This is a genomic window from Amnibacterium sp. (genome assembly GCF_051956055.1).
Lineage (GTDB): Bacteria > Actinomycetota > Actinomycetes > Actinomycetales > Microbacteriaceae > Amnibacterium.
Genome location: NZ_JBQCGC010000020.1, coordinates 1 through 23,792 on the forward strand (window position 1 = coordinate 1; position 23,792 = coordinate 23,792).

23 protein-coding genes are annotated in these 23,792 nt (G+C 73.4%); 19 read left to right on the top strand and 4 right to left on the bottom strand.

Annotated features, from left to right (window positions below; translation table 11 throughout):
- The first annotated feature begins 101 nt into the window (after positions 1-101).
- The 15 genes from ACTHLI_RS02960 (at position 102) to ACTHLI_RS03030 (ending at position 12,272) form a co-directional block, all read left to right on the top strand.
- Positions 102-533, top strand: coding sequence for a flagellar FliJ family protein (locus tag ACTHLI_RS02960; protein ID WP_440181373.1), 432 nt, complete (start codon positions 102-104; stop codon positions 531-533).
- Complete coding sequence (locus tag ACTHLI_RS02965; protein WP_440181374.1) at positions 530-1,456, top strand: C40 family peptidase; 927 nt, start codon at positions 530-532, stop codon at positions 1,454-1,456. Before ACTHLI_RS02960 ends, ACTHLI_RS02965 begins: the two co-directional genes overlap by 4 nt.
- Positions 1,456-2,889 carry a flagellar hook-length control protein FliK gene (locus ACTHLI_RS02970; RefSeq protein WP_440181375.1) on the top strand — a complete coding sequence of 478 codons (1,434 nt, stop codon included), beginning with the start codon at positions 1,456-1,458 and terminating at the stop codon, positions 2,887-2,889. Before ACTHLI_RS02965 ends, ACTHLI_RS02970 begins: the two co-directional genes overlap by 1 nt.
- Before the next feature lie 112 nt (positions 2,890-3,001).
- Positions 3,002-3,337: a flagellar hook capping FlgD N-terminal domain-containing protein gene (locus ACTHLI_RS02975; RefSeq protein ID WP_440181414.1), complete on the top strand. Its 336-nt coding sequence runs from the start codon at positions 3,002-3,004 to the stop codon at positions 3,335-3,337.
- A 118-nt stretch (positions 3,338-3,455) separates the two neighbouring features.
- A complete protein-coding gene (locus ACTHLI_RS02980; RefSeq protein ID WP_440181376.1) occupies positions 3,456-4,631 on the top strand; it encodes a flagellar hook protein FlgE in 1,176 nt (391 codons plus the stop codon).
- 187 nt (positions 4,632-4,818) lie between these two features.
- Positions 4,819-5,121: a flagellar FlbD family protein gene (locus tag ACTHLI_RS02985; protein WP_440181377.1), complete on the top strand. Its 303-nt coding sequence runs from the start codon at positions 4,819-4,821 to the stop codon at positions 5,119-5,121.
- Entirely contained in the window at positions 5,121-5,942 is an 822-nt protein-coding gene (locus ACTHLI_RS02990; protein WP_440181378.1) for a motility protein A, read from the top strand. Before ACTHLI_RS02985 ends, ACTHLI_RS02990 begins: the two co-directional genes overlap by 1 nt.
- A gap of 1 nt (position 5,943) precedes the next feature.
- The gene (locus tag ACTHLI_RS02995) at positions 5,944-6,801 is read left to right on the top strand and encodes a flagellar motor protein MotB (protein WP_440181379.1); all 858 of its coding nucleotides are present in this window, start codon (positions 5,944-5,946) and stop codon (positions 6,799-6,801) included.
- Positions 6,802-6,900: 99 nt separating this feature from the next.
- Entirely contained in the window at positions 6,901-7,797 is an 897-nt protein-coding gene (locus ACTHLI_RS03000) for a FliM/FliN family flagellar motor switch protein (RefSeq protein ID WP_440181380.1), read from the top strand.
- Positions 7,794-8,504, top strand: a complete 711-nt coding sequence (locus ACTHLI_RS03005; RefSeq protein WP_440181381.1) for a FliM/FliN family flagellar motor switch protein — start codon at positions 7,794-7,796, stop codon at positions 8,502-8,504. Before ACTHLI_RS03000 ends, ACTHLI_RS03005 begins: the two co-directional genes overlap by 4 nt.
- Before the next feature lie 6 nt (positions 8,505-8,510).
- Complete coding sequence (locus ACTHLI_RS03010; RefSeq protein WP_440181383.1) at positions 8,511-9,173, top strand: FliO/MopB family protein; 663 nt, start codon at positions 8,511-8,513, stop codon at positions 9,171-9,173.
- A 44-nt stretch (positions 9,174-9,217) separates the two neighbouring features.
- Complete coding sequence (fliP, locus tag ACTHLI_RS03015) at positions 9,218-10,006, top strand: flagellar type III secretion system pore protein FliP (RefSeq protein WP_440181416.1); 789 nt, start codon at positions 9,218-9,220, stop codon at positions 10,004-10,006.
- Between the two features lie 11 nt (positions 10,007-10,017).
- Entirely contained in the window at positions 10,018-10,293 is a 276-nt protein-coding gene (gene fliQ, locus ACTHLI_RS03020; RefSeq protein ID WP_440181385.1) for a flagellar biosynthesis protein FliQ, read from the top strand.
- Entirely contained in the window at positions 10,290-11,060 is a 771-nt protein-coding gene (locus ACTHLI_RS03025) for a flagellar biosynthetic protein FliR (RefSeq protein WP_440181389.1), read from the top strand. Before fliQ ends, ACTHLI_RS03025 begins: the two co-directional genes overlap by 4 nt.
- Before the next feature lie 132 nt (positions 11,061-11,192).
- Positions 11,193-12,272: an EscU/YscU/HrcU family type III secretion system export apparatus switch protein gene (locus ACTHLI_RS03030; protein ID WP_440181391.1), complete on the top strand. Its 1,080-nt coding sequence runs from the start codon at positions 11,193-11,195 to the stop codon at positions 12,270-12,272.
- 22 nt (positions 12,273-12,294) lie between these two features.
- On the opposite strand, the gene ACTHLI_RS03035 is transcribed toward ACTHLI_RS03030, so the two are convergent.
- The 3 genes from ACTHLI_RS03035 to ACTHLI_RS03045 form a co-directional block, all read right to left on the bottom strand.
- Entirely contained in the window at positions 12,295-15,300 is a 3,006-nt protein-coding gene (locus ACTHLI_RS03035) for an alpha-mannosidase (protein ID WP_440181393.1), read from the bottom strand.
- Positions 15,301-15,368: 68 nt separating this feature from the next.
- Positions 15,369-16,691, bottom strand: a complete 1,323-nt coding sequence (locus tag ACTHLI_RS03040; RefSeq protein WP_440181395.1) for a glycosyltransferase — start codon at positions 16,689-16,691, stop codon at positions 15,369-15,371.
- 110 nt (positions 16,692-16,801) lie between these two features.
- A complete protein-coding gene (locus ACTHLI_RS03045) occupies positions 16,802-17,968 on the bottom strand; it encodes an MFS transporter (protein WP_440181396.1) in 1,167 nt (388 codons plus the stop codon).
- A gap of 75 nt (positions 17,969-18,043) precedes the next feature.
- On the opposite strand from ACTHLI_RS03045, the gene ACTHLI_RS03050 reads away from it, so the two are divergent.
- From ACTHLI_RS03050 to csrA, 4 genes are all read left to right on the top strand, one after another.
- Positions 18,044-18,574: a GNAT family N-acetyltransferase gene (locus ACTHLI_RS03050; RefSeq protein WP_440181398.1), complete on the top strand. Its 531-nt coding sequence runs from the start codon at positions 18,044-18,046 to the stop codon at positions 18,572-18,574.
- 280 nt (positions 18,575-18,854) lie between these two features.
- A complete protein-coding gene (locus ACTHLI_RS03055; RefSeq protein ID WP_440181418.1) occupies positions 18,855-20,855 on the top strand; it encodes a flagellar biosynthesis protein FlhA in 2,001 nt (666 codons plus the stop codon).
- Positions 20,830-21,990, top strand: coding sequence for a hypothetical protein (locus ACTHLI_RS03060; protein ID WP_440181400.1), 1,161 nt, complete (start codon positions 20,830-20,832; stop codon positions 21,988-21,990). Before ACTHLI_RS03055 ends, ACTHLI_RS03060 begins: the two co-directional genes overlap by 26 nt.
- A gap of 88 nt (positions 21,991-22,078) precedes the next feature.
- Positions 22,079-22,414, top strand: coding sequence for a carbon storage regulator CsrA (gene csrA / locus ACTHLI_RS03065; RefSeq protein ID WP_440181402.1), 336 nt, complete (start codon positions 22,079-22,081; stop codon positions 22,412-22,414).
- An 11-nt stretch (positions 22,415-22,425) separates the two neighbouring features.
- Here the strand turns inward: csrA and ACTHLI_RS03070 are convergent, their stop codons facing one another.
- Positions 22,426-23,727 (bottom strand): alpha/beta fold hydrolase, encoded by a 1,302-nt coding sequence (locus tag ACTHLI_RS03070; RefSeq protein ID WP_440181403.1) that lies wholly within the window; start codon positions 23,725-23,727, stop codon positions 22,426-22,428.
- Positions 23,728-23,792 lie beyond the last annotated feature (65 nt).

Sequence of the window (23,792 nt, forward strand, 5' to 3'; positions counted from 1 at the left end):
GAGATCGAGCGGTTCCTGCAGCAGGACATGGACGACGTGACCCCCGCCGATGAGGCGTGGCAGCGGCTCGCGGAGCTGGTGCAGAGGATGGGCATCGAGTAATGGCGGTGTTCGGTCTGGCCGGTCTGCTGCGGATCCGGCGCCTGAAGGAGGAGCGCGCGGCGTACGAGATGGTGCGCGCGCGGTCCCGGGCGTCGGAGCTCGCGCACGAGCGGCACCAGCTGCTCGACCAGCTGGACGATCACGCCCACGAGGCGCGGGACGTGCAGGGCATCCACGCGATCGCCGCGGCTCGCGCATCGACCTCCGGCATGCTCGCCGACCTCGAGGCGCTGTCGGCGACCCAGCGGCGTCTCGTCGCGGACGCGGAGGACGCGCACCGGGAGGCGCGTCGCGACGTCCGCGCCGTCGAGAAGCTCGAGGAGAAGCACGACGCGACCGAGCGGGAGACCGAGCTGCGCGGCGAGCAGACGATCCTCGACGAGCTCGCCTCGCGCGCGCGGCATCGACTGCAGCGGGAGGCGCCGGAATGACCTACGCCGACGTCGTGAACCAGATGCAGGCCATCCAGGCGGTGCTGCTGCAGGCCGGGGTCCTCCAGGCGCCGGCACGCGCCTCGTCGACCTCCGGGCAGGCGTTCGCCTCGGCGCTCGACAGCGCGACCGCCGCTGCGCCCGCTGCCGGCGCGACGACCGCCGCGGCGCCTGCGAGCACCACGACGGCCGCGGGCGGCGTTCCGGCCCCTGCCACGGTCACCGCCTCGACGGACGGCACCGTCGTCGCCGCGAACGGGGCGACCGGTGACGACGTGGTGCAGGCCGCGCTCGGCTACGTGGGTACGCCCTACGTGCTCGGCGGCGAATCGACGAGCGGCATCGACTGCAGCGGCCTGGTGCAGGCCGCGTTCGCGGGGCTCGGTGTCTCCGTCCCTCGGCTCGTCCACGAGCAGGCCACCGTCGGCCAGCCCGTCGCGTCGCTGCAGGACGCGAAGCCCGGCGACCTCATCGTGCTGAACGGCGGGAACCACATCGCGATCTACCTGGGCAACGACACGGTGATCCACGCGCCCTATCCCGGCCGCACCGTCTCGGTGCAGAAGGCCTGGTTCACCGACAAGGACATCACCACGATCCGCCGGATCGTGCCGGCACCCACGACCGGTGCGTCCGCCGCCGGGTCGACCGACTCCACCTCGAGCACCGGGCTCTCCCTCGCGACCGTCGCGAGGGCGACCGCGCTGCTCGGCATGCTCGGCGCCAACGCCGCCGGCTCCTCATCGGCCGGGTCGGGGTCACCGTCCTCCCTCGCGGACCTCCTCTCCTCCTTCGGCGTCACCGGAGGCGGTACGGCCGGTGCGAGCGTGCTGGACGGTCTCGGGACGGGCGGCAGCTCCTCCCTCTCGTCGGCGACGCAGCAGATCCTCGCGGCGCAGTCCGCGATGTACGGGGCCTCCTGATGGGCGCGATCACGGCCGGCGGGTCCGTCGCCGCCGCACCGGCCCAGCCCGTCTCGGGTGGGGCGGCGTCCGCGGCGCCGTCCGGAGGCGCGAGTGCGTTCGGCGACCTGCTGGGCGCGGCGATCGCGCCGACGCCCGGCGTCGCGACCGGTGCAGGGGCGGCCGCCCAGCCGAACCCGGGCACCGCGGGCGCGCAGGGCGCGGTCGCGACGCCCGGCGCCACGGTCCCCGTGATCGCGGCCCTGCTGGCCCGTCCCGCGGTCCCGACCACCGGAGCCGCGGGTGCCGCCCCCCAGGGGCCGACCCCGAACGGGGCGCAGCAGGCGCAGGTGGGGCGGGTTCCAGTGGGGCGGGTTCCAGTGCAGGCAGGACAGGTGGCTGCCGCGTCGCCGCTCCCGGGCACCTCGCCCGATGCTGCCGATGCGGTGCCGAAGCCGGGAGCCGCCACGGCAGGAGCCGCGTCGTCCGCGGACGACCCGTCCGCAGCAGCGGCCGACGCCCCGCCGGTCGACCCGACCACCGCCGCCGTCTCCGCGGCGGCGGTCGACACCGCGTCCGCCCGGACGAGCGGCTCCGGCAAGCCGACGAGCCGGCACCCCGACGGCCACGAGGACGGGTCCGCTGCGGCACCGGACCCGAGCGCGATCGGTCTCGCGACGCCGCTGCAGCCGCTGATCGCGCTGTCGCCCGTCGCCGACACCTCCGCTGCCGACACCTCCGCTGCGCGGCCGGACGCCTCGGGCGCGATCACCGCCGCGGCGCAGGCGCCCACGGCAGCCGCAGCCACGGCCGCCGCCGCGGCGATCGCGCAGGCCGGCGCCGCGCCCGTCGAGCGGCGGTCGGCCGACCAGGACCGCTCCGGCGATACGGTGCCGCCCATCAGCGGCGTGGCCGCTCCGGCTCCCGTCGCACAGCCGGCCCAACCGGCTCCGGTCGGTGCGCCTCCGGCCCCTCCCGGCCAGCAGCCGACGGTCGCGCAGCAGCTGCACGAGCCGCTGGTCGCGCTCCGCACGGCGGCCGACGGCGAGCACGTGGTGGTCGTCCGGGTCACGCCGGACCACCTGGGGCCGGTCACCGTGCAGGCGACCGTGTCGCACGGCGACCTCGACGTGCAGCTCTTCGCCCCGAGCGCCGCGGGGCGGGACGCGCTGCAGTCCATGCTCACCGACCTTCGGCGGGACCTCGGCGCGGGCGCGGCCGGGACCTCGACGACGCTCACACTCGGCACGGGCGACGCCCCGCCCCAGGACCAGCAGGGCAGGGCGCCGGCGATGTGGACCGGCTCGGGCGGCGGAGGCGCTGCCCGCGACCGGTCCGGCCCCTGGCGCACCCTGCCGCAGGTCGCCGCCTCCATCGGCGAGATCGCCCCGGCCTCCACCCTCCGACTCCCGGGCCGCGGCAGCGGTCTGCTCGACGTGTTCGCATTACCGTAGCACACTGACCACCACTATTCCCAGGGCGGCGCCGCCGACGGCGATCTACTCGACCGCGCCGGTCGCCGGGAAGGCCCCCACCCAGCAGTACACGAGCGAGCTGTTCCTGAAGCTGCTCACGACGCAGCTCGCGAACCAGGATCCGAGCTCGCCGATGGACAGCTCGCAGATGGTGTCGCAGACCGCGCAGCTCGCCTCCATGGAGCAGCTGACGTCCCTGAACACGACGGTGACGAGCACTAACACCACCCAGATGCAGTCCACCGCGACCAACCTGCTCGGCCGCAGCGTGACCTGGACGGACAAGGACGGCGCCGCGCAGTCCGGCGTCGTCACCGCGGTCTCCTTCGCCGACCCGAAGGACCCGACGCTCACCGTCGGGTCGAGCACGGTCGGGCTCTCCACCGTGACCGGGGTCTCCGCGCCCGGCGCTTCCTCCTCCTCCTGATCCCACCTCCGCCGCGCGAGCGGCACAGCCATGACGGCGACCACACGGCCAGGACGGCCAGATCCACGGCGGACCGCGTACGCGGCCACCGTCCGTTCGACACCGCAAAGGACGCACCATGCTCCGCTCCCTCTACGCCGGCATCTCCGGCCTCCGCGCCGAGCAGACGATGCTCGACGTGACCTCGAACAACATCGCGAACGTCAACACGACGGGGTTCAAGTCGTCGTCGGTGCAGTTCGAGGACACCCTGTCCCAGCTCGTCTCGGCCGCCGGTCTGTCGACGAACATCAAGGCGGGCACGAACCCGAACCAGGTCGGCCTCGGCGTGAAGGTCGCGGGCATCGCCACCAACCTCACCGAGGGGTCGCAGATCACGACCGGCAACAACCTCGACGCGATGATCTCGGGTGACGGCTACTTCGTCACCAAGGCGGGGTCGCAGCTGCAGTACACCCGCGACGGCTCGTTCCACTGGGACTCGCAGGGGCGCCTCTCCACGATGGACGGTGCGCTCGTGCAGGGTTGGGCGGCCGTCAACGGCAAGCTCGCGACCGGGAGCGCCCCGACGACGCTCACACTGCCGACCGGCCAGGTGTCGCCCGCGACCGCGACCACGAGCGCGGTGATGACCGGCAACCTGCCCTCCGACGCGACGAACGGCACGCAGCTCGAGCGCGACGTCACCACCTACGGGGCCGACGGCACCCCGCACCAGCTGGCGATCACGTTCACCGCCGACGGCACGGGCGGGTGGGCATACACCGCGAACGACGGCGCCGGCAACACCGCGACCGGGACGCTCACCACCGGATCAGCGACCGTGTCCGGGAACACCACCGCGACCGTCGGGGGCGTGACCGTCGACCTGAGCGGCATGTCCGGCTACGCCGGCCTGTCCACCGCGGCGTTCACCAGCCAGAACGGCAACGCCGCGGGCACGCTCATCTCGGTGACGATGGGTGGCGACGGCACCCTGACGGGCTCGTTCACGAACGGCGCCACCGTGCCGATCGCCCGGCTCGCGATCGGGACGTTCACGAACCCGGAGGGGCTCGAGAAGGTCGGGAACTCGAGCCTCCAGGAGACGCTGAACTCCGGCACCGTCCGCCTCGGCATGGCGGGCGCGAACGGGTTCGGCTCGGTCATCGCGGGCGCGCTCGAGGCGTCGAACGTCGACCTCAGCCAGGAGTTCACCAACCTGATCGTCGCCCAGCGCGGCTTCCAGGCGAACGCCCGCATCATCACCACCTCCGACCAGGTCCTGCAGGAGCTGATGCAGCTGAAGCAGTGACCCGCATGAGGCCGAGGCGCCCGGACCGCTCCTGACGGGGCTGTCCGGGCGTCGGTGCTTCCCCGGTCCGCCCGAAATGGGGACAGGTGCCCGCTGACGACGGGGCGCAGGATGCCGATGGTCTGCTGTGACGGCGGGGAGGGCTCCACGGAAGGAGCCCGTGCCGGTCCCACGGATGGGGGAAACGATGATTCTGTTGACGCGCCTGAACGGCACCACCTTCGCGGTCAACCCTGATCTGGTCGAACGGATCCAGGAGCAGCCCGACACCACGGTGGTCCTCGTCGACGGAACCACGTTCATCGTGACCGAGACGGTCGACGAGGTCATCGACGAGATCGCGCACTACCGCGCTCGCGTCATCGCGCTCGCGCACTCGATGCACTTCGACGCTCCTGCCGCCGTCCCCGCGTCGTCGAAGGGGACACGCCGGTTCGGCGTGGTCGACGGCGCGAAGGCTTCCGCTCACGGATCGGGGGGCCGGTCCTGATGGATCCCGCGACCATCGGCGGCATCGTCGTCGCACTCGGTGCCCTCGTCGTCATGGCGACGATGGAGGGCGCCTCCATCACGTCGCTGCTCCTCGCCGCACCGATGATCCTCGTCTTCGGCGGCACGATCGGCGCCGCGCTCGCCTCCACCACGCTCGGCGACGCCATCGGCTCGCTGAAGATGATCCCGAAGGCGTTCCTCTACAAGGCCCCGAAGATGGGCAAGGACGTGGAGACCCTCGTCGAGCTCGCCGAGGTCGCCCGCAAGGAGGGTCTGCTCGCGCTCGAGGCGAAGGCCGGCGACATCAAGGACCCGTTCCTCAAGAAGGCGCTGCAGAACGTCGCCGACGGCATGGACGCGGACGAGCTGCGCATCCTCATGGAGGACGAGGCGGCCGCCATGGAGAAGGAGGGACGCTCCGGCGCGAAGTTCTTCGCGGCGATGGGCGGCTACGCACCCACCATCGGCATCCTCGGCACCGTCGTCTCGCTCACGCACGTGCTCCAGAACCTGAACGACCCCGCCCACCTCGGCGAATCGATCGCGTCCGCGTTCGTCGCGACCCTCTGGGGCGTGCTCTCCGCCAACATCATCTGGCTCCCGATCGGGTCCCGCATCGGCAAGATGACCGACCAGCTGTCCGAGCGGCTCACGCTCGTCACCGAGGGCGTCCTCGCCGTGCAGTCCGGCGCGCAGCCGCGCACCCTGTCCGAGAAGCTCTACGCCATGCTGCCGGCCTCCCAGCAGCCGAAGGCCGCCGCGAAGGGCGGAGCCGCCAAGGGTGCGAAGGCGCCGAAGGCGGCAGAGGCGGCGGCGTAGCGTGTCCGGCCGCCGCCGGAAGGGGCACGCGGAGGAGCACCACGTCGACGAGCGGTGGCTCGTGTCCTACTCGGACATGATCACCGTGCTCATGGCGCTGTTCATCGTCCTGTACGCGCTGTCCACGGTGAACCAGAAGAAGTTCGACGAGCTGAAGAACTCGCTGGCCTCCGGCTTCGGGACGAAGGCCTCGACGAAGGTCGACCAGAGCAAGGGCATCGTCCGACCGGAGGACGTCAAGAAGCAGGGGTCGGGCTTCTCGAACAGCACGATCGCGCTCGTCCAGGCGGCGAAGGAGATCACCGACGAGCTGAAGGCGCAGGGGCTCGCCGGCAAGGTGTCGGTGAACGCGGCCTCGAAGGGGATCACGCTGTCGCTGGTCGGCTCGAGCACCTACTTCGGCGGCAACGACGCGAACCTCACTCCGCAGGCGCTGCAGGTGCTGAAGAAGCTGTCGCCGACCCTCCAGGACCACGCCGGCGTGGTGACCGTCGAGGGTCATGCCGATCCGCACGGGTCCCCGGGCGTCTGGGGCACGGACTGGCTCCTCGCCGCGGCCCGAGCGAACAGCGTCGGCCAGTACCTGCTCGACGACAAGGCGCTCCACCCCGCCGACACCTCCTTCATCTCGTTCGGGTCGCAGCACTCGACGCCGGGGGCGAGCGAATCGGCGATCGAGCACAACCGCCGCGTCGACATCGTGCTGCACTCGGTGCAGGTGACGGCACCGGCGACGCCGGGACCGACCGTCACGCCGGCGACCGCCGCCCAGCTCGACGGCACCGCCCCGCAGCACAACACGCAGGCGCAGCAGGTGGCGACCTCGACGCGGAAGGCCCAGGGCCTGTCAGGTCACTGAGTCCCGGCCGTGTCGCGCCCCCCCGAAGGGGGCGCGCGCTCCCACGATCTGCGGAGTGGCGCCGCCCCGTTCGGGTGACACGCTGCGAGGATCCGACGCGTGACCGCCCGGACCGCTCCCCGTGCGCTCGTGCATGCGCCGGGCGAGGCGCTCGACGTGCAGCCGTACGACTTCGAGAGCCCCGAGCTGATCACCGGCGAGGACCGGGACCGGCTCGACGCCGCGCTCGAGGCCTGGGGGCGCCAGCTCGGCCTGCAGATCACCGCGAAGACCCGCGCCGTCGTCGACGTCGCCACGACCGCGTCCCGCGTCCAGTCCTTCGGCGCGTTCGTCGCCTCCGCGGAAGGGCCGACGCTCTGGGCGACGGCGCAGCTCGGCACCGGTCGGGCGCTCTACCGCATCCCGCTCGCGGAGGCGAAGTACTGGGCCGACCGCATGCTCGGCGCCTCGGGTGACGGCGCCGCCGCCGCGACCGGTATCACCGGGGTCGAGCGCGCCCTGGCGCGCGCGGCGGCCGTCGAGCACCTCACCGAGCTGAAGCCCGCCACCGCCGGCCTGCTCCCGGAGCCGGCCCTCGACGCGTTCGGTGCGGAGCCCTCACCCACCCTCGACCGGGACGCGCAGGCGGTCGTGGTGGTCGTCGGCCTGCTCCGCAAGGGGCAGCGCCGCCAACTCGCACTCGCGCTCGACGTCGACGTCGTGCTCGAGCGCCTCGGCGCCGTCGCGCCGCGGCAGGAGGCCGAGGACGTCCTGCGGCGCATCTCCGGTCACCTCGCGCTCGCCCCCGTCGAGGTGGCGCTCCGGTTCGCGCCGACGCGTGTCGGTCCCGACACCGTGCTCGACCTCGCCGAAGGTGATCTCATCCCCCTCGCGCACCCCGCGGATCGTCCCCTCGACGTCACCCTCGACGGGCAGCCGGTGCTGAGCGCCGCGGTCGGGGGCAACGGCGAACGCCTCGCGTGCATCGTCGTCGACTCGAACGGAGCCCTGCGATGACCATGTCCCTGGACGGCGCCACCCGCACCTCGGCCGGCGCGGACGAGCTCGCGATCGCGCAGGCGCTCGTCTCTGCGCTGCCCGGGCCGCCGCTGATGGCGCAGCCCCACGGCTCCGACCTCGTGCCCATGCAGGCCCTCGAGACCGGGGTGTCGGCCACCTACGTCGGCCCGCGCTCCGCCGACCTGTCCCTGATCGTGCTCGACCGGACCGAGCTCATCGCCGCGGGCGGCGGCGACGCGCGCGTCCGGCTGGGCGACGTGCTCCGCCCGGCGCTCGAGACCGCCTCCGACGTGATCGGCGGCGGCCAGCTCGGCGAGGTCGGGGACGGGGTGCCCGCCAGCCTGTTCCAGTCCGCGGAGGCGGTCGTGTTCGACCTCATCGGCGAGGAGGGCGTCGCCGGCTGGTTCGCGATCGCGCTGCGCACCCCGGCCCCGCCGCGCGCCTTCCGCGACGTGTCGTCGCGCCTCGGCCGCATCAGCACGGTGCAGATGACGCTCGCGGTGGAGGTGGGCCGGGCGACCGTGTCGGTGCAGGAGCTGCTCGACGCCCAGCCCGGCACCGTCATCGAGCTCGACCGCGCCGTCGGCAGCGAGGCCGATGTGTTCCTGAACGGGCGCATGATCGCGCACGGCGAGATCGTGGTCGTGGACCGGCGCTTCGCGGTCCGGGTCACCGAGGTCCTCGAGCCGGTCGACGAGATCTGAGGATCGTTGGACACCGTCTTCCTCGCGCTGCGAGTCGTCGTCGCCCTCGGGGCGGTCTTCGGCGCGCTCCTGTTCGCGCACCGCTGGATCACGAAGGGCCGCCCGGGATCCAAGCCGCGCAACCGGCAGATCGAGGTCGTCGCCAGGCAGGGGCTCGGCGCGAAGGCGGGTATCGCGGTCGTGGACGCGGGCGGGCGCCGGTACCTGCTCGGGGTGACGGAGCACGCCGTGACCGTGCTGGACACGCTCGGCCCCGCGGAGGCGCAGACGGGTGAACCCGCGCTCGTCGCATCCCAGCCCGTCTCGGTCGCCCGCTTCGAGCAGGAGCTGCGCACCGTCACGATCGCGACCGCGGACGTGCCGATCGTCGTGCACGGCGCCGCCGACCCGCAGGACCCGAGCGGCCCCGTCACGCAGACCGTCACGATCATGCCGGCGGCCGGCCGTGCGGTCGGGCCGTCCACCGAGGCGATCCGGCTCGACCTGGCGCGGTCCCGTCCGCGTTCCCCGGCCCCCGCGGCCTACCCGAGCCGGCGCGCGGCGCGCGCCGCCGAGCAGCAGCTGGCCGGTCAGCAGCGTCCGGGCGCGGAGGGCGGCCCGCTCGCCGGTTCCGTGCTGTCGCCCGCGACGTGGAAGCAGACGTTCGACGCGGTGAAGAAGCTCCGGTGACCGCCGTCACCCCACCGGACCGCGCCACCCGCGTCGTCCGGCTCCTGAAGGACCACTGGCCCCGCCTCGCGCTCGTCGCGTTCGCGGGCCTCGTCGTGGTCTGGCTCGTCGTCGCCGTGCCCGGCATCGCGCACGCCGACCCGATGACCCCGACGCCGAAGCCCACGCCGTCCCCCTCCGGCGACGTGAACATCACCATCGGGGCGCCGTCGTCGTCGATCACGACGCTGATCGCGATCACCCTGCTGTCCGTCGCGCCCGCGCTGCTCCTGATGATGACGTCGTTCACGAAGATCTTCGTGGTCCTCGCGATGACCAGGAACGCGCTCGGACTCAACACGGTGCCCCCGAACCAGGTGCTCGCCGGGCTCGCGCTGTTCCTGTCGCTGTTCATCATGTGGCCCGTGCTCACCACCGTGAACACGGACGCGCTCACCCCGTTCCTCGACGGGAAGATCCAGTTCGACGCGGCGCTCGCGAAGGCCGCGGTCCCGCTGCAGCACTTCATGCTGCAGCACACCAGGCAGAGCGACATCGCGCTCATGGCCAGGGCCGCGAATCAGCCCAACCCGGCGTCCGCCGCCTCCACGCCGTTCTTCACGGTCGTGCCCGCGTTCATGCTCTCGGAGCTCCGCAGCGCGTTCATCATCGGGCTCGTCATCTTCGTGCCCTTCCTCGTCATCGACCTCGTCGTCTCCTCCGGGCTGATGGCGATGGGCATGATGATGCTGCCGCCGACGATGATCGCGCTCCCCTTCAAGATCCTGCTCTTCGTCCTCGTGGACGGCTGGAGCCTGATCATCACCTCGCTCGTGCAGAGCTACAACACCTAGCGGGGCGCTCCATGGATCAGAACCAGGTCGTGGACCTCGCCCTCCGTGCGCTGATGCTCGCGGCGGAGCTCGCCGCGCCGCTGCTCGTGACCGCCCTCGTGGTCGGCTTCGCGATCAGCGTCTTCCAGTCGATCACGCAGATCCAGGAGGCGACCCTCTCGTTCGTCCCGAAGGCGATCGCCGTCGCGATCGCGCTCGTCGTGTGCGGGCACTGGATGATCTCGGAGGCGGTCACCTTCACCCAGCAGCTGTTCGCGATGATCCCGAGCTACCTCAACGCGTCATGACCCTGAACGGGGACATCGCGCTCAACGAGACGTTCGTGGAGGCCGCGATGCTGGCGGCGATGCGCATCACCGCGTTCCTCGTCATCGCGCCGCCGTTCTCGTTCTCCGGGGTCCCCCTCCGCATCAAGGGCATGCTCGCGATCGCGCTGTCGATCCTCGTGGCGCCGACCGCGGCGAAGGGCCTGCCGACGTCGATGGACACGGGGCCCTTCGTCGTGTCGCTCGTGAGCCAGCTGGTCATCGGCGCCCTGCTCGGCTTCATGGTCTACCTCGTGTTCTCGGCCGTCCAGTCCGCGGGCAGCCTGATCGACCTCTTCGCCGGCTTCCAGATGAGCCAGGCGTTCGACCCGCTGATGAAGGTCAACGGCGCGCAGATGACGCGCCTCATGCAGATGGTGGCGCTCGGCCTCCTGTTCGTCTCCGGCGGCGCGGAGCTGGTGCTCGCCGGCCTCTTCCGCACGTTCGACGCGCTGCCGGTCACCGGGTTCCTGGCGCAGGACGCGGGGCAGCGCCTCCTGCCCGGGATCGCGCAGATGTTCGTCTCCGCCGTGCAGATCGCGGGGCCGATCGTCGTGGTCCTGTTCCTCGCCGACATCGGGCTCGGGGTGCTCACGCGCGTCGCGCCGGCCCTGAACGCGTTCTCGCTCGGTTTCGTGCTGAAGATCCTGATCACCCTGCTCGCCGGCGGCGCGGTCTTCATCGCGCTGCCGCAGATCGTGCAGGCGCTGCTCGAGGACGCCCTCCGGCTGATGGGCAGCGTCTCGTGACCCGGCACCCGGCCCCGCTGAGCCGCAGCGAGTACGACAGCAGGATTCAGCACGTTCGACAGGACGCAGACGTCGCTTCCGTCCTGCCGTCGCTCCTGGATCCTGCTGTCGTGCTCCCGGAGGGGGTGAAGCGTGCCTGATCAGCCGTCCGGCGAGCGCACCGAGCGCGCCACCCCGAAGCGCCTCCAGGAGGCGCGGCGGGAGGGGCGCATCCAGCGCTCCCGGGACATGCCGAGCTGGCTGTCGATGGGGGCCGCGGCGCTCACCCTGCCGCTCGTCATCGGCAACGCCGCGTCGGCGTCGCGCGATCTCGTGCTCGGGCTGCGCGAGATCATCGCGGACCCCACGGCGGCTCGCGCCCAGCAGACGTTCCTCGACGCGTTCGGAGTGCTTCCCGGCGTGCTGGCCCCGATCATGGCGGCCGCGGTCGTCGGGGCCGTCGTCGGCTCCCTCGCCTCCGGCGGCTTCCACCTGAAGCGGTTCAAACCCCACTTCACCCAGTTCGACCTCGTCAAGGGGGCCGGGCGGCTCGTGGGCAGGCAGGCGCTGTGGGAGGGGGCCAAGGCGCTGCTGAAGACGGGTGTCGTGGGCGTCGCGGTGTGGACGGCGATCCAGGGCGCGATCCCGCTGCTGTCCGCCTCCGGCTCGATGCCGGTCTCGTCCGTCGTGGCGAGCGCGTCCGGGGTGATCGTGGCGATCCTGCAGTCCGCGATCGTGGCCGGCATCGTGCTCGGCGCCATCGACGTGCTCGTGGTGACCCGCCGCAACCGGCAGCACACGATGATGACGAAGCAGGAGATCAAGGACGAGTCGAAGTCGACCGAAGGCGATCCGCACGTCCGCGCGCAGCGCCGCAGCCGGCAGATGCAGATCTCCAGGAACCGCATGATGGCGGCGATCGCCGGTGCCGACGTCGTGATGCTGAACCCGACGCACGTCGCGGTGGCCCTGCAGTACGAGCCGGGCAAGTCGGCGCCGCGGGTGGTGGCGAAGGGGGCGGGCGAGGTCGCCGCCCGCATCCGCGAGCGCGCAGCCGAGCACCGGGTGCCGATGGTGCAGGACGTCCCGCTGGCCCGCGCCCTGTACGCGGCGTGCGAGATCGGGCAGGAGATCCCGGAGGAGCTGTACGGCGCGGTCGCCCGCGTGCTCGCGTTCGTGATGTCGCTCAGGCGCCGGGGCGCAGCGCTCGGCGTCCACCGCCTCGCGGGCTGATCCCGGAAGCGCGGGCGGCGGCTCAGCCCGCGGAGCGTCTGCGCGCGGCGACTGGCAGACGCAGTGTGACCAGCTCGAACGCGCGGAGCCGCAGCTCGAGCGGGTCCGCCGGCTGCTCCGGCAGCGGCACCTCGAGCAGGTCCGTGCGCACCGCCGGGCCGGCCGGGAACCCGGGTTCGAGCCGCGTGCGGGCGCGGCCGCCGAGCGCCTCGTAGAGCCGCACGACGACGTCTCCGGACCCGTCCTCGGCGAGCTTCACCGTCTCGACCACCACCCCGGAGGCGGGGTCCACCCGCACGAGCGGTTCGACCCGGCCTGCGGCCGTCCTCGGGGGCGACTGCAGGGCGTACGCCTCCGCGATCCCGGTGAGCAGGGTCCCAGGGACGATGCGGTGCCGGAAGACGTGCACGCCGTGGTCCTGCCGGGGGTCCGGGAAGCGCGCCGAGCGCAGGAGTGTCTCGCGCACCAGCACGGTGACGGCGCCGTCGCGCCCGACCGCCCGCGTCACGTCGTGCCCGTAGGTGCGATCGTTGGCGAGCGTCACGCCGTCGCGGCCGTCCTCGACGCGCAGCCAGCGGTGGGCGACAGTCTCGAACCGGGCCGCGTCCCAGCTGGTGTTCGTGTGGATCGGCCGCGCGACGTGCCCGAACTGGATCTCGCTGAGCGCCCGCTCCGCGGCGACGTCGAAGGGGAACGCGAGCTTCAGGAGCTTCCGCGTCTCCCGCCAGTCGACCGTCGTCTCGACGTCGATGGCGTCGCCGCTCGGCGCGACGGTGATGCGCTGGGCGAGCGTCGACCGCCCGACCGTGCGCCGCACGACGACCGCGTCGCCGTCGCGGGCGACCGAGGTGGTCGTCACCGCGTCGAGCCGGAGGCGCTGGTAGCCGCGGTCGATGTCCCACGCGTCCCACTCGTTCGGCAGGTCCCGGAACAGCTGGACCTCGTTGCCGCGCGCGCCCGCCGGGATCAGCTCACGCTCGGATCCGCGAGCGCGCAGGTGCACGAGGTGCCCCTCCGCGTCGATCGCGGCCGCCACGCCGGCCCCTTCGAGCACCCAGCCGTCGCCATCGGGGCGCACAACGGCAGGGTCGGCTTCCAGCGGCGCCGCGACCCCGAGCGGCGAGCCGCCCTGCACGGGGAGCGGCGCGGCGCTCGCGACGGCCGGCGGCGCCCCCTCCCCGGCGAGCGCCCTGAGCGACTCGGCCACGACCCGCTCGAGCTCGGCCCGCACCCCGGCGATGCGCTCCTCGTGCTCCTCATGCACCCATCGGATCGACGACCCGGGGAGGATGTCGTGGAACTGGCCGAGCAGCACCGACTCCCACGCGCTCCGGAGGCGCTCCTGCGGATACGGGACGCCGGCGCGCACGGCCGCGGTCGCCGCCCACAGCTCCGCCTCGCGCAGCAGCCCCTCCGCCTTCCGGTTGTGCTCCTTCGTCCTCGCCTGGGACGTGTACGTGCCGCGGTGGTACTCGAGGTACATCTCGCCGGACCACACGGCCGGCTCGGGCAGCTCCTCCCGCACCCGCTCGAAGAAGGGATCGGGCGCGCCGAGCTCGACCCGCGGGGACCCCTCCAGGTCGCGCTTCCGCAGCCCGGCCTCGATCTGCTCGCGAGTGGGTCCGCCCCCGCCGTCACCCCAGCCGAACGGCACGAGGGAGCGGTCGGAGACGCCGGCCTCCGTGTGCTGGCGCTCGGCGCGCGCCAGGTCGGCCGCGCCCAGGTCGGAGTTGTAGCTGTCGACCGGCGGCAGGTGGGTGAGGATCCGCGAACCGTCGATGCCCTGCCACAGGAACGACCGGTGCGGCAGCGTGTTCGTGTCGTTCCAGGAGGGCTTCTGCGTGAGGAAGGCGCGGGCCCCCGCCGCGAGCATCAGCTGGGGGAGCGCGGCCGAGTAGCCGAACGAGTCCGGCAGCCACACGGTCGTCGACGCGGTGCCGAAGTGCTCCTCGAAGAACCGGGTGCCGAGCACCAGCTGGCGCGCCATGGCCTCACCGCCCGGCATGTTCGTGTCCGACTCCACCCACATCCGCCCGACGGGGATGAAGCGCCCCTCGGCCACCCGCGCCGCGACCCGGGCGAACAGCGCGGGGTACCGGTCGCGGATCCACGCGTACTGCTGCGCGCTCGACGCGGCGAACACGAAGTCCGGGTACACGTCCATCAGGTCGAGCCCGTTCGAGAACGTGCGGGCGACCTTCCGCACCGTCTCCCGCACCGGCCACAGCCATGCGGAGTCGATGTGGGCGTGACCGACCGCGGTGACGGCGTGCGATGACGCGGCGGCGGGCGCCGCGAGCACCGCGGCGAGCTCCCCGCGCGCCGCGCGCGCCGATCCGCGCACGTCGTCCGGATCGAGGGCGTCCGACGCGCGTGCCAGCGCCTCCTGGATGCGGGAGCGGCGCACCGACTGGTCCGGCAGGACGTCGACGAGGTCGAGCAGCACGGACCAGTCCCGCTCGAGGGCGGCCACCGTCTCGTCGCGGAGCACCAGCCGGGCGCCCCGGTAGACGTACTGCGGCTCGTGTCCCGCGGAGGCGGGCGAGCCCAGGTCGGTGGGTGTGGCGGACCAGTCGCCGGCGATGTCGGGATTCGCCGCCGCCTCCACGTACACGCGCACTGCCGCGCCCGGCGCGGCGTCCCGCAGTGGGATCGCGCTGTTACGCGGCTCGATCGCCTTGATGACGGCGCCCTCTGGGTCGAACGCCAGGCCCTCAGCCTGGAACCCGGGGTTCGCGCGGTTGAAGCCGAGGTCGACGTCGAGCTCGAGGGGGCCGCCCGGCCAGTCCTCCGGCACCGCCACGTCGAACCGGAGCCACATCGTCGACCAGGGCGGCCCCCAGGGGGCGCCGACCGCGATCGGTGCGAACGCCGCCGCGGCGATGGCCTCCGGGAACGGCAGCGGTTCGCCGGGCGCCTGCCAGGCGACCGCGGCCACCGAGACCTCCCGCGCAGCGACGGCCGGCTCGATCCGTTCGCGCAGGGCGCGGCGGGCGTGGAGCAGGGTCTCCTTCGACGTGTCGTGCACGGCGTCAGCCTTGCAGCACCAGGCGCGCCGTCCGATGGGTGTCTGCCGCGAGCCCCGCGGCGGGTGCCCTACCCGGCCTCGCCGGCCGAGGCCGGCAGCACCCCTCGCGGACCGCTGTTCAGGAGCTGTCCCCGCTCGCCCCTGAGCACCGCGTCGACCGCGCGGCAGATCGACGCCTCCGCGTCCGTGTACTCGATCTCCACGGCGATGCGGGCGGCCGCGAGCCGGTAGGCACCGCTGTCACGGATGCGCCGCACCGCGCCGCGGATCGTCGCGGGATCGGGGCGGCGGCGCTTCAGGTTGACGCCCGTGCCGCTCCACTGGACGCGGGCGCCGGTCTCCACGTCGACCTCGAGCGTGCCCGCGACCACGACCGGGATGCCGTACCGGAGGGCGTGCTGGGTGTGCAGGTAGTCGCCGTCGGAGACCACGACCGTGCGCTGGGGGAGGAGCCGCGACCAGGGCATCCGCTCCTCGAAGTGCACGTTCGGGGGCAGCGCGCCGAGGGTCGCCTCGACCTGCGCGCGGCTCACTCCCGCGATCACCACGGTGTCCTCCGTGCCTGCGAACGCCTGCACGGTTGGGGCGACGACGTCGCGCACCGCGGCGCTCCCCTGCGCGCGGACCGCGACGACGTGCGGTTCCGTCAGTGGGCTCCACCAGTCCGGCACGGGGTCGACACCCGCCGGGTGCACCGGGCCGATGAAGCGGAAGTTGGACGGCAGCGCTCCGCGGTCGTAGGAGAAGCGCGGGACGGTCAGCTGCAGCCACGCGTCCGCGAGCGCCGGGACACGGCGGATGTCGCCGCGCGTCCGCACGCCGAGGGTGCGCTCGAGAGAGCGGTTGAACGACCGGGAGAGCGCCACGTACGTCGGCGCGGTGAAGGCACCGAGTGCGGTCGCGCGGAGCACGTCCGCGCTGTCGCGCTGCGGCGGGATCCCGAGCCCGTACGCCGGGAGTCCCGGGTCCGGCAGCCACGGCGGGTAGCAGCCGAGGACGATGACGGCGGGGCGCGCCGCACGCGGCAGGTAGGACAGCGTGGAGCCGCCGAGGAACAGGGCGTCGCTGATCACCACGTCCACGTGCGCGTCCGCGATGACGCGCTGCACGGTCGCCCACTGCTCCGGCAGGGGCCGGATGATGCTGCTCTGCACGCGCGCGAACACCTGTCGGGCGCGCTGCGCCAGCGGTGGGAGGGTCTGCAGAGGTTCCGGGAGGGCCTCCTCCGGCACCGCGTGGAACTCGACGTCGAGGTCGCGGTACCAGGCGCGAGCCTGCTCGCCGGACACCACGGACACGCGGTGCCCGCGATCGCGGAGGCGTTCCGCCACGGTGACGAGGTGGTAGGCCGCGTTCATCCCGGCGAGCGCCGATAGCAGCACGGAACCCACGAGGCGAAGCATGCGGACCATTTCGCGCCGCGCGCTCCTCGGCGCGGGCTCGTGCACGAATACGCGGGTCCGACTGCGCGGAAGCCCGAACGCGGGGGTGCTCGGGCCGGTCAGACGGGGATCGGAGTCCTCCGGCGCCGGGCAGCTCCGGCGGCGAGGCCGAGGCCGCCGAGGGACAGCACGAGACCCACGACCGGGATCCCGGCCAGGCCGACGACCGGGAGGGCGGCGCCGCCGACGAACGCGCCGGACGCGATCCCGATGTTGAACGCGGTCGAGGTGCCGGCCGTCGCGACGTCGACGGAGCCGGGTGCGACGACGAGCACGAGTGCGCCGATGCACGCGGAGAACGCCGCGAACCCGGCGCCCGTCAGCACCGAGCCCACGACCGCGAGGACCGGCACCGGGCCGGCGAACGAGAGCAGCAGCATGCCGACCGCGTGCACCCCGAGCGCGGCGGGCACCGAGGCGCGCGGGAAGCGGTCGACGAGTCGGCCGACGGCGAGCACCGCGAGCAGCCCTGCAGCGCCGCGGAGCAGGAGCATGCCGCCGACGGCCGCCTGCGGCACGCCGCCGATCTCGGTCAGGAACGGACTGACGTAGGTGAACGCGGTGAGCGCTCCCGTCGCGGTGAGGACCGTCACCGCGACCAGCAGGAGGTACCGGCGCCGGTCGGGCGCGGAGCCGGGCGCCGCCTCCGCCCTCGACCCGCGGGACCGGGGGAGCGCGGCGACGACGACTCCGAACGCGACTGCGCCGACCAGGCCCGTGCCGAGGAACGCCGCGCGCCAGTCGACCGCCTGACCCAGCCAGGTCGCGAACGGGACGCCGAGCACCGTCGCGATCGAGCCGCCCGCGTACACCGTGGAGATCGCCCGGCCGCGGACCGCCGGGCCGACGAGGGAGGCGCCGATGGGCACGACGATCGCCCAGAACACCGCGTGCGCCAGCGCGGTCAGCACCCGGGCGGCGAGCAGCACCGCGTAGTCGGGCGCGGCTGCGCTCGCGACCGTGCCGAGCACGAACACGGCGAGCACCGTGCTGAGCAGCAGGCGCCTGGGGACCCGCTGCGTGGCCCGCGTCAGCGGGATCGTCGCGACGACCACGATCACCGCGTACGCGGACACGAGCAGGCCGACGGACGGCACCGGCACGTCGAGGCCGCCGGCGATGAGCGGCAGCAGCCCGATCGGCAGCGTCTCCGCGGTGATGAACGCGAACGTCGACAGCGTGAGGCCGGCGAGCGCGAGCACGGTCCTCGTCCCGCCGACGGGCATCCGCGCCTCCGATCCGGACCGCGACGCCCGCTCCGGTCGACCGTACGCCCCGGGCGGAGCTGCCACCCTGGGCGGGTGGCGCTGTCGCTGCGGTCCATGACGCGGGCCGATCTCCCGCTGCTCGGCACGTGGCTGCGGGAGCCGATCGTCGCCGAGTGGTGGCACGACGATCCGGATCCGGAGGCGCTCGAGCGGCAGTACGGTGACGCGCTCGACGACCGGGACCCGACCGTCCTGCGCATCGGGGAGGTCGACGGCGTGACGGCCGGGTTCGTGCAGTGGTACCGCCTCGCCGACGAACCGGAGTACGCGGCCGCGCTGTCGCCGTTCCTCCCTGTCCCGGACGCGGCGTGGAGCCTCGACTACCTCGTCGGGGTCCCAGAGCTGCGGCGTCGCGGCGTCGGCACCGCCCTCGTGCTCGCGGCGCTGGCGGAGCTCGGGACCGCTCCGGTCGTCGTCCCGGTGCAGGCCGGCAACCTCGCATCCGTGGCCACGCTCCGGCGGGCCGGGTTCACGGTCGCGGCGGAGGCCCTGCTCGAGCCGGACAACCCCGCCCACGGCCGCGAGCACCTCGTGCTCGTGCGGGGCGTCCAGGTCCCGTCCTGACCTTCGCGCCGGTTGCGCCCCTCCCGGGTGCCCCCTTTCCGGGGGTCAGTCGCGTGGCGCGGTGGTGCTCCTCCGTCGCGCGCCCGGATGATGGGCCCCGCGGCACCGGGCGAGCGCGTCCGGCTCCGCACAGCGCCCGGCGGAGCCGGGCTCGCACGGACGACCGCGGCGGAGCCGCACCGGGTCGCGCCACCGGACGGATCGGAGATCCGTGCGACGCTTCGCGTTCGGCAGGACCGCGTCCGCCATCGCCGTGCCGCTCGGCCTGGTGGCGATCATCATGCTGCTCGTCGTGCCGATCCCGGCATGGCTGCTCGACCTGCTGATCACCGTGAACATCATGTTCGCGCTCGTCATCCTGCTCACGACGATGTTCGCGAAGCGGCCGCTCGACTTCTCGGTGTTCCCGTCGCTGCTGCTCATCGCGACGCTGTTCCGGCTGGGGCTGAACGTCGCCTCCACCCGGCTCGTGCTCGGCCAGGGGTACGCGGGCGAGGTGATCCACGCCTTCGGCTCCGTCGCGGTCGGCGGCTCGATGGTCATCGGCGCGGTCGTGTTCGTGATCCTCGTGGTCATCCAGTTCGTCGTGGTCACGAAGGGTGCGGAGCGCGTCGCCGAGGTGGGTGCGCGATTCACCCTGGACGCCATGCCGGGCAAGCAGATGGCCATCGACGCCGATCTGAACTCCGGGCTGATCACCGAGGACGAGGCGCGCCGCCGCCGCAAGGAGGTCAGCGCGGAGGCCGACTTCTACGGGGCGATGGACGGCGCCTCGAAGTTCGTCAAGGGCGACGCGATCGCCGGCATCGTCATCGTGCTCGTGAACGTGCTCGGCGGCATCATCATGGGCGTTCTGATCCACGGGCAGCAGATCGCCGACGCGGTGAACACCTACACGCTGCTGACGATCGGCGACGGCCTCACCGCGCAGATCCCGGCGCTGCTCATGGCGGTCTCCACCGGCATGATCGTGACCCGGGCGAACGGCGACTCCGAGCTCGGTCAGGACGCGGGCAAGCAGCTCACCCAGTCGCGCCTCGCGCTGATGATCGCGGGCGTCGCCGCCTGCTTGATGGCGCTCATCCCGGGCATGCCCCTGATCCCGTTCCTCCTCGTCGGCGGGACGCTGATCTTCGTGTCCATCCGGCTGCGCCGGTCGGAGGAGGCGAAGGCGAAGGAGGCCGCGCTGGCCGAGGTCGCCGCGCAGCAGGCCGCTCCCGCCTCCGACAGCCCCGAGGAGCTCATGGAGCAGATGCGGGTGCACGCGCTCGAGGTCCAGCTCTCGCCGGACCTCGTCGACCTCGTGTCGGGCGTCAGCGACGACCTGCTCGCGCGGGTGAAGGCGCTGCGCCGCCGCATCGCCATGGAGTACGGCGTCGTCGTGCCGCCCGTGCGCACCCGCGACAGCGTCGACCTGCCGCCGTCCACCTACGTCATCCGCGTCGCCGGCGTCGAGATGGGCCGCGGCATCGCCCCCGTCGGCAAGGTGCTTGCTCTCGGCGACCAGCTCGACGCGCTCCCGGGGACCCCGACGGTCGAGCCGGTCTTCCAGCTGGCCGGCAAGTGGATCCCCGCCGAGCTCCGGCACGCCGCCGAGACCACCGGGGCCACCGTGATCGACCGGGGCTCGGTGCTCGTCACGCACCTGTCGAGCGTCATCACGGACAACGCGGGGCGCCTCCTGTCCCGCGAGGACGTGCGGGTGCTGACGGAGGGGGTCAAGCGGGTCAGCCCGGCCCTCGTCGAGGAGCTCGTGCCGGGGCTCCTCACGCTCGCCGAGGTGCACCGCGTGCTGCAGGGTCTGCTCGCCGAGAAGGTGCCGATCAACGACCTGCCCAGGATCTACGAGGCCCTCTCGCTGCGCGCGAAGGTGTCGACGGACCCGGAGGGGCTCATCGAGGCCGCGCGTGCCGCGCTCGGGCCCATGCTCGTGTCGCCACACCTCGACGAGCGGACGCTGCGCGTCCTGATGATCGACCCGCAGCTCGAGCAGGGGATGCTCGAGAACCTGCGACCGTCCGAGCTCGGCACGCAGATCCTCATCGCGCCGGACATGATCACGCGGATCGTCGACTCCCTCCGCGCCGCGGTGCAGGGGGCGGAGGTGCGGGGCTGGTCCCCGGTGCTCGTGTGCGCCCCCGCGCTGCGACCGGCGGTCCGCCGCCTCGTCGCACCGCAGACGAACGGCCTGCCCGTGCTGTCCTACCAGGAGGTGACGTCGGCCGACGTCATCATCGAGACCGTTGGAGTGGTCCGTGCCCTCGATTCGATTCCGGCTTGAGAAGCCGACCCTCACGGGTCTCGCCGCCCGCGTCGCCGCCGAGTACGGCCCCGACGCGCGGATCGTGGACACGGAGGAGTCGATCGTCGGCGGGATCGCCGGGATCTTCGGCAAGCGGGTGATCGACGTCACCGTCGAGGTGCCGGACCGCGCCGCGCCGGACGGGGCCCACGAGTTCTCCATGCGCACCCGGGTCGGGCTCGCCGCGCTCCTCGAGGACGCCGACGCGGCCGAGCTCGGCCCCGCGTCCGCGCATGGTGACGACCCGTGGTCGCGGACCGCCCCTGCGGCGACCGTGTCGCCGCAGGGCGGCGACTTCGCCTCCGTGCTCGACGCGCTGCGCATCGACGTGGAGCCGGCGGAGGAGCCGGGCGGCACCCCCGCGCGGCCCCTGCGCCGCCCGGAGCCGCCGGCGACGCCCCAGCTGTTCACGGCGGTGCGCCGCCCCCGGCCCCCCATGCGCGCGGTCACCGCCTCCGTGCCGGTGCCCGCGATCGCGGCGCCTCGCCGCGCGCCGGCGCCCGTCGCACCGCGGCCGGCGCCCGTCGCGGCGCCGACCCCGCAGCCGCCCCCGCCGCCGACTGCGGCGGAGGTCGCCGCGGCGCAGCAGTACGTCTGGGCGACGGCGACGCCGCGCTCCCGGATGGGCCGCACCGCCCCTGGTGCACCGCCGCCGCAGCGGACCCGCGCGGGCGACCTGCTGCTGCTCGTGGGCATCGGCGACGACCCCATGCGCGTCGCGAAGGCGCTGCGCGACCGCATGCAGCGCGGCTACGTCTGCGACGGCGGCGCGCTCGAGGGCAACACCCGGCGCCGGGTGGACGACCGGCGCGGCGCGGTCGCGGCGCGCGCGTACGGCGTGCGCAGCGACCAGCCCGTCATCGTCGCCTACGGCGTCGGCCGCGGGGAGCTGGCGGAGGAGCAGCTCGAGCAGCTGACCTCCATCGACAGCGACCAGGCATGGCTCGTCGTGGACGCCGAGCGCGAGCCGGCGGAGACGCTCGAGTGGACCGGTCGCCTCCGCGGGCGGCTGCAGGTCGACGCGGTCGCGAGCGTCCGAGCGCAGCGCGGGGTGCGCCCGGAGGCGCTCGCCGCGATCGGCCTGCCCGAGGCGTACCGCGAGCTCGCGGGCTGACCCCGTGCATTTTGAAGGGGTTTCTGCGCGGCTCCGCCGGGCAGAAACCCCTTCAAAATGCACGTGGCGGCGCGGCTAGGCTTGCCCGATGCTGGTGCTCACGCGGAAGAAGGGTGAGCGCGTGATGATCGGCGACGACATCGTCGTCACCGTCATCGACGTCCGGGGCGACGGGGTGCGCATCGGCTTCGACGCCCCCCGCGGGGTCAGCATCCAGCGCGCCGAGGTCGTCTCCGCCGTCAAGGAGGCGAACACGGGAGCCGCCGCCTCCGCCGCGCAGACCGCCGACCTGCTGGTCGGCCTCCTGAGCAAGGCGCGGAAGACCGAGACGGATCGATCGGATGCGGTACCGGAGGCGCCGGCGCCGCCGCGCGCCCCCTCCGGCATCGCGCCCAAGCCGACCCCGCCGCGCCCGCGCCCCTGACGCCGGGCGGCTCATTCGGGCTGCGGGCCGCCGTGCTCGTCGATCAGGCGCAGCAGGTGCCGGACGACCTCGTCACCGCTGGCCCGGATGCCGTCGTGCTGCCACTCGTCCGTGACCCAGGTCTGCACGGCGCCGACCTCCGCGGCCGTCGCGAGGGACAACCCCGCATCGACGTACAGGTCGTCGAAGTAGACCGCCGCCGCGACCGGCACCTCGTTCGCCGCGAGGCGCGCCGGATCGAAGAGCGGTGACCAGTCCGTCCGTCCGGCGAGCGCGTCGACCGCCGGGAGGAAGGGACGCAGCAGCCGGATCTCCTCGAACATCCACCGGAACATCGCCTCGCCCGTGAGCCGGAGGGGCCTCGCATCCGGGGCGAACGCGGACTGCCTGGCCAGCTCGGCGTCGGCCGCCCAGCCCGTCGCTCCGGAGGCGGGGTCGCCGTAGAGCGGCTCCTGCAGCGCCGCCCACAGCGGGTTGTCGGCGAAGTCGGTCGCCGCCTGCACCTGTGCGAGGAACGTGTCCGAGAGCCCTCCGCCCGAGGCGGCGAACGCCTCGTCGAGCATCCAGTGCACCTCCTCGAACCCGTGCTGCATCCCGAACGGGTTGCCGAGGAACTGGAGCCGAGGCACGGTCAGCCGGTCGCCGTCGGGGAGCCGCACGTCCTCCGCCGTCAGGAGGTCCGCGATCCGCCCGAGGGTCGCGACGTCCTCCGGGTACCGGCCCTCGAACACGCGGTTCTTCGCGAGCATGCGCGGGAACGTGCGCCGGTACACCTCCTCCGCGGAGGGCCGGAGGGAGCCGAGCCCGCCCGTCACGAGGCACGCGGTGAGCGCCTCCGGGAACAGGGAGAGGTAGGTGAGCGTGAGCCAGCCCCCGTAGCTCTGCCCGATCGTCGCCCAGCGGCGGCCGCCGAAGTCCGTGGCGCGGATGTGCTCGGCATCCCGCACGATCGAGTCGGCGCGGAACAGGGCGAGGAAGGAGGCCCCCTCCGCGCCGCCGGGGAACGCACTCATGCGCGCCGCGTCGACGCGGCTGCTCCTGCCCGTGCCGCGCTGGTCGAGCAGCACGACGCGGTACCGCTCGAGCAGGGCGCCGAGCCACCCGCTCGCGTCGAGCGGTCTCGGGCTCTTGCCGCCGGGGCCGCCCTGGAGGAAGAGCATCAGCGGCAGGTCGTCCCGCCGCCGGTGCGCGGCGACGACCTCGCGCGCGAACACCGTCAGCGTCTCCGGGCCCGGCGCACCCCAGTCCAGGGGCACCTCCACCTCGTGGTCGCGCACGTGCAGCCCGGGGATCGTGTACTCCGCGATGATCACGGCTCGATCTTCGTCGGTCAGGAGATCCGGCCGCTGGGCGCGAAGTTCTCCTGAACGACGAAGAT

Excerpts from the sequence above, each read along its gene's own strand:
- fliQ (WP_440181385.1), top strand. The coding sequence starts at position 10,018 with ATGGATCAGAACCAGGTCGTGGACCTCGCCCTCCGTGCGCTGATGCTC.
- ACTHLI_RS03005 (WP_440181381.1), top strand. The coding sequence starts at position 7,794 with ATGACCATGTCCCTGGACGGCGCCACCCGCACCTCGGCCGGCGCGGAC.
- ACTHLI_RS02990 (WP_440181378.1), top strand. The coding sequence starts at position 5,121 with ATGGATCCCGCGACCATCGGCGGCATCGTCGTCGCACTCGGTGCCCTC.
- ACTHLI_RS02960 (WP_440181373.1), top strand. The coding sequence starts at position 102 with ATGGCGGTGTTCGGTCTGGCCGGTCTGCTGCGGATCCGGCGCCTGAAG.
- csrA (WP_440181402.1), top strand. The coding sequence starts at position 22,079 with ATGCTGGTGCTCACGCGGAAGAAGGGTGAGCGCGTGATGATCGGCGAC.
- ACTHLI_RS02980 (WP_440181376.1), top strand. The coding sequence starts at position 3,456 with ATGCTCCGCTCCCTCTACGCCGGCATCTCCGGCCTCCGCGCCGAGCAG.
- ACTHLI_RS03045 (WP_440181396.1), bottom strand. The coding sequence starts at position 17,968 with ATGCCCGTCGGCGGGACGAGGACCGTGCTCGCGCTCGCCGGCCTCACG.
- ACTHLI_RS02965 (WP_440181374.1), top strand. The coding sequence starts at position 530 with ATGACCTACGCCGACGTCGTGAACCAGATGCAGGCCATCCAGGCGGTG.
- ACTHLI_RS02970 (WP_440181375.1), top strand. The coding sequence starts at position 1,456 with ATGGGCGCGATCACGGCCGGCGGGTCCGTCGCCGCCGCACCGGCCCAG.
- ACTHLI_RS03025 (WP_440181389.1), top strand. The coding sequence starts at position 10,290 with ATGACCCTGAACGGGGACATCGCGCTCAACGAGACGTTCGTGGAGGCC.
- ACTHLI_RS03055 (WP_440181418.1), top strand. The coding sequence starts at position 18,855 with ATGCTGCTCGTCGTGCCGATCCCGGCATGGCTGCTCGACCTGCTGATC.
- ACTHLI_RS02985 (WP_440181377.1), top strand. The coding sequence starts at position 4,819 with ATGATTCTGTTGACGCGCCTGAACGGCACCACCTTCGCGGTCAACCCT.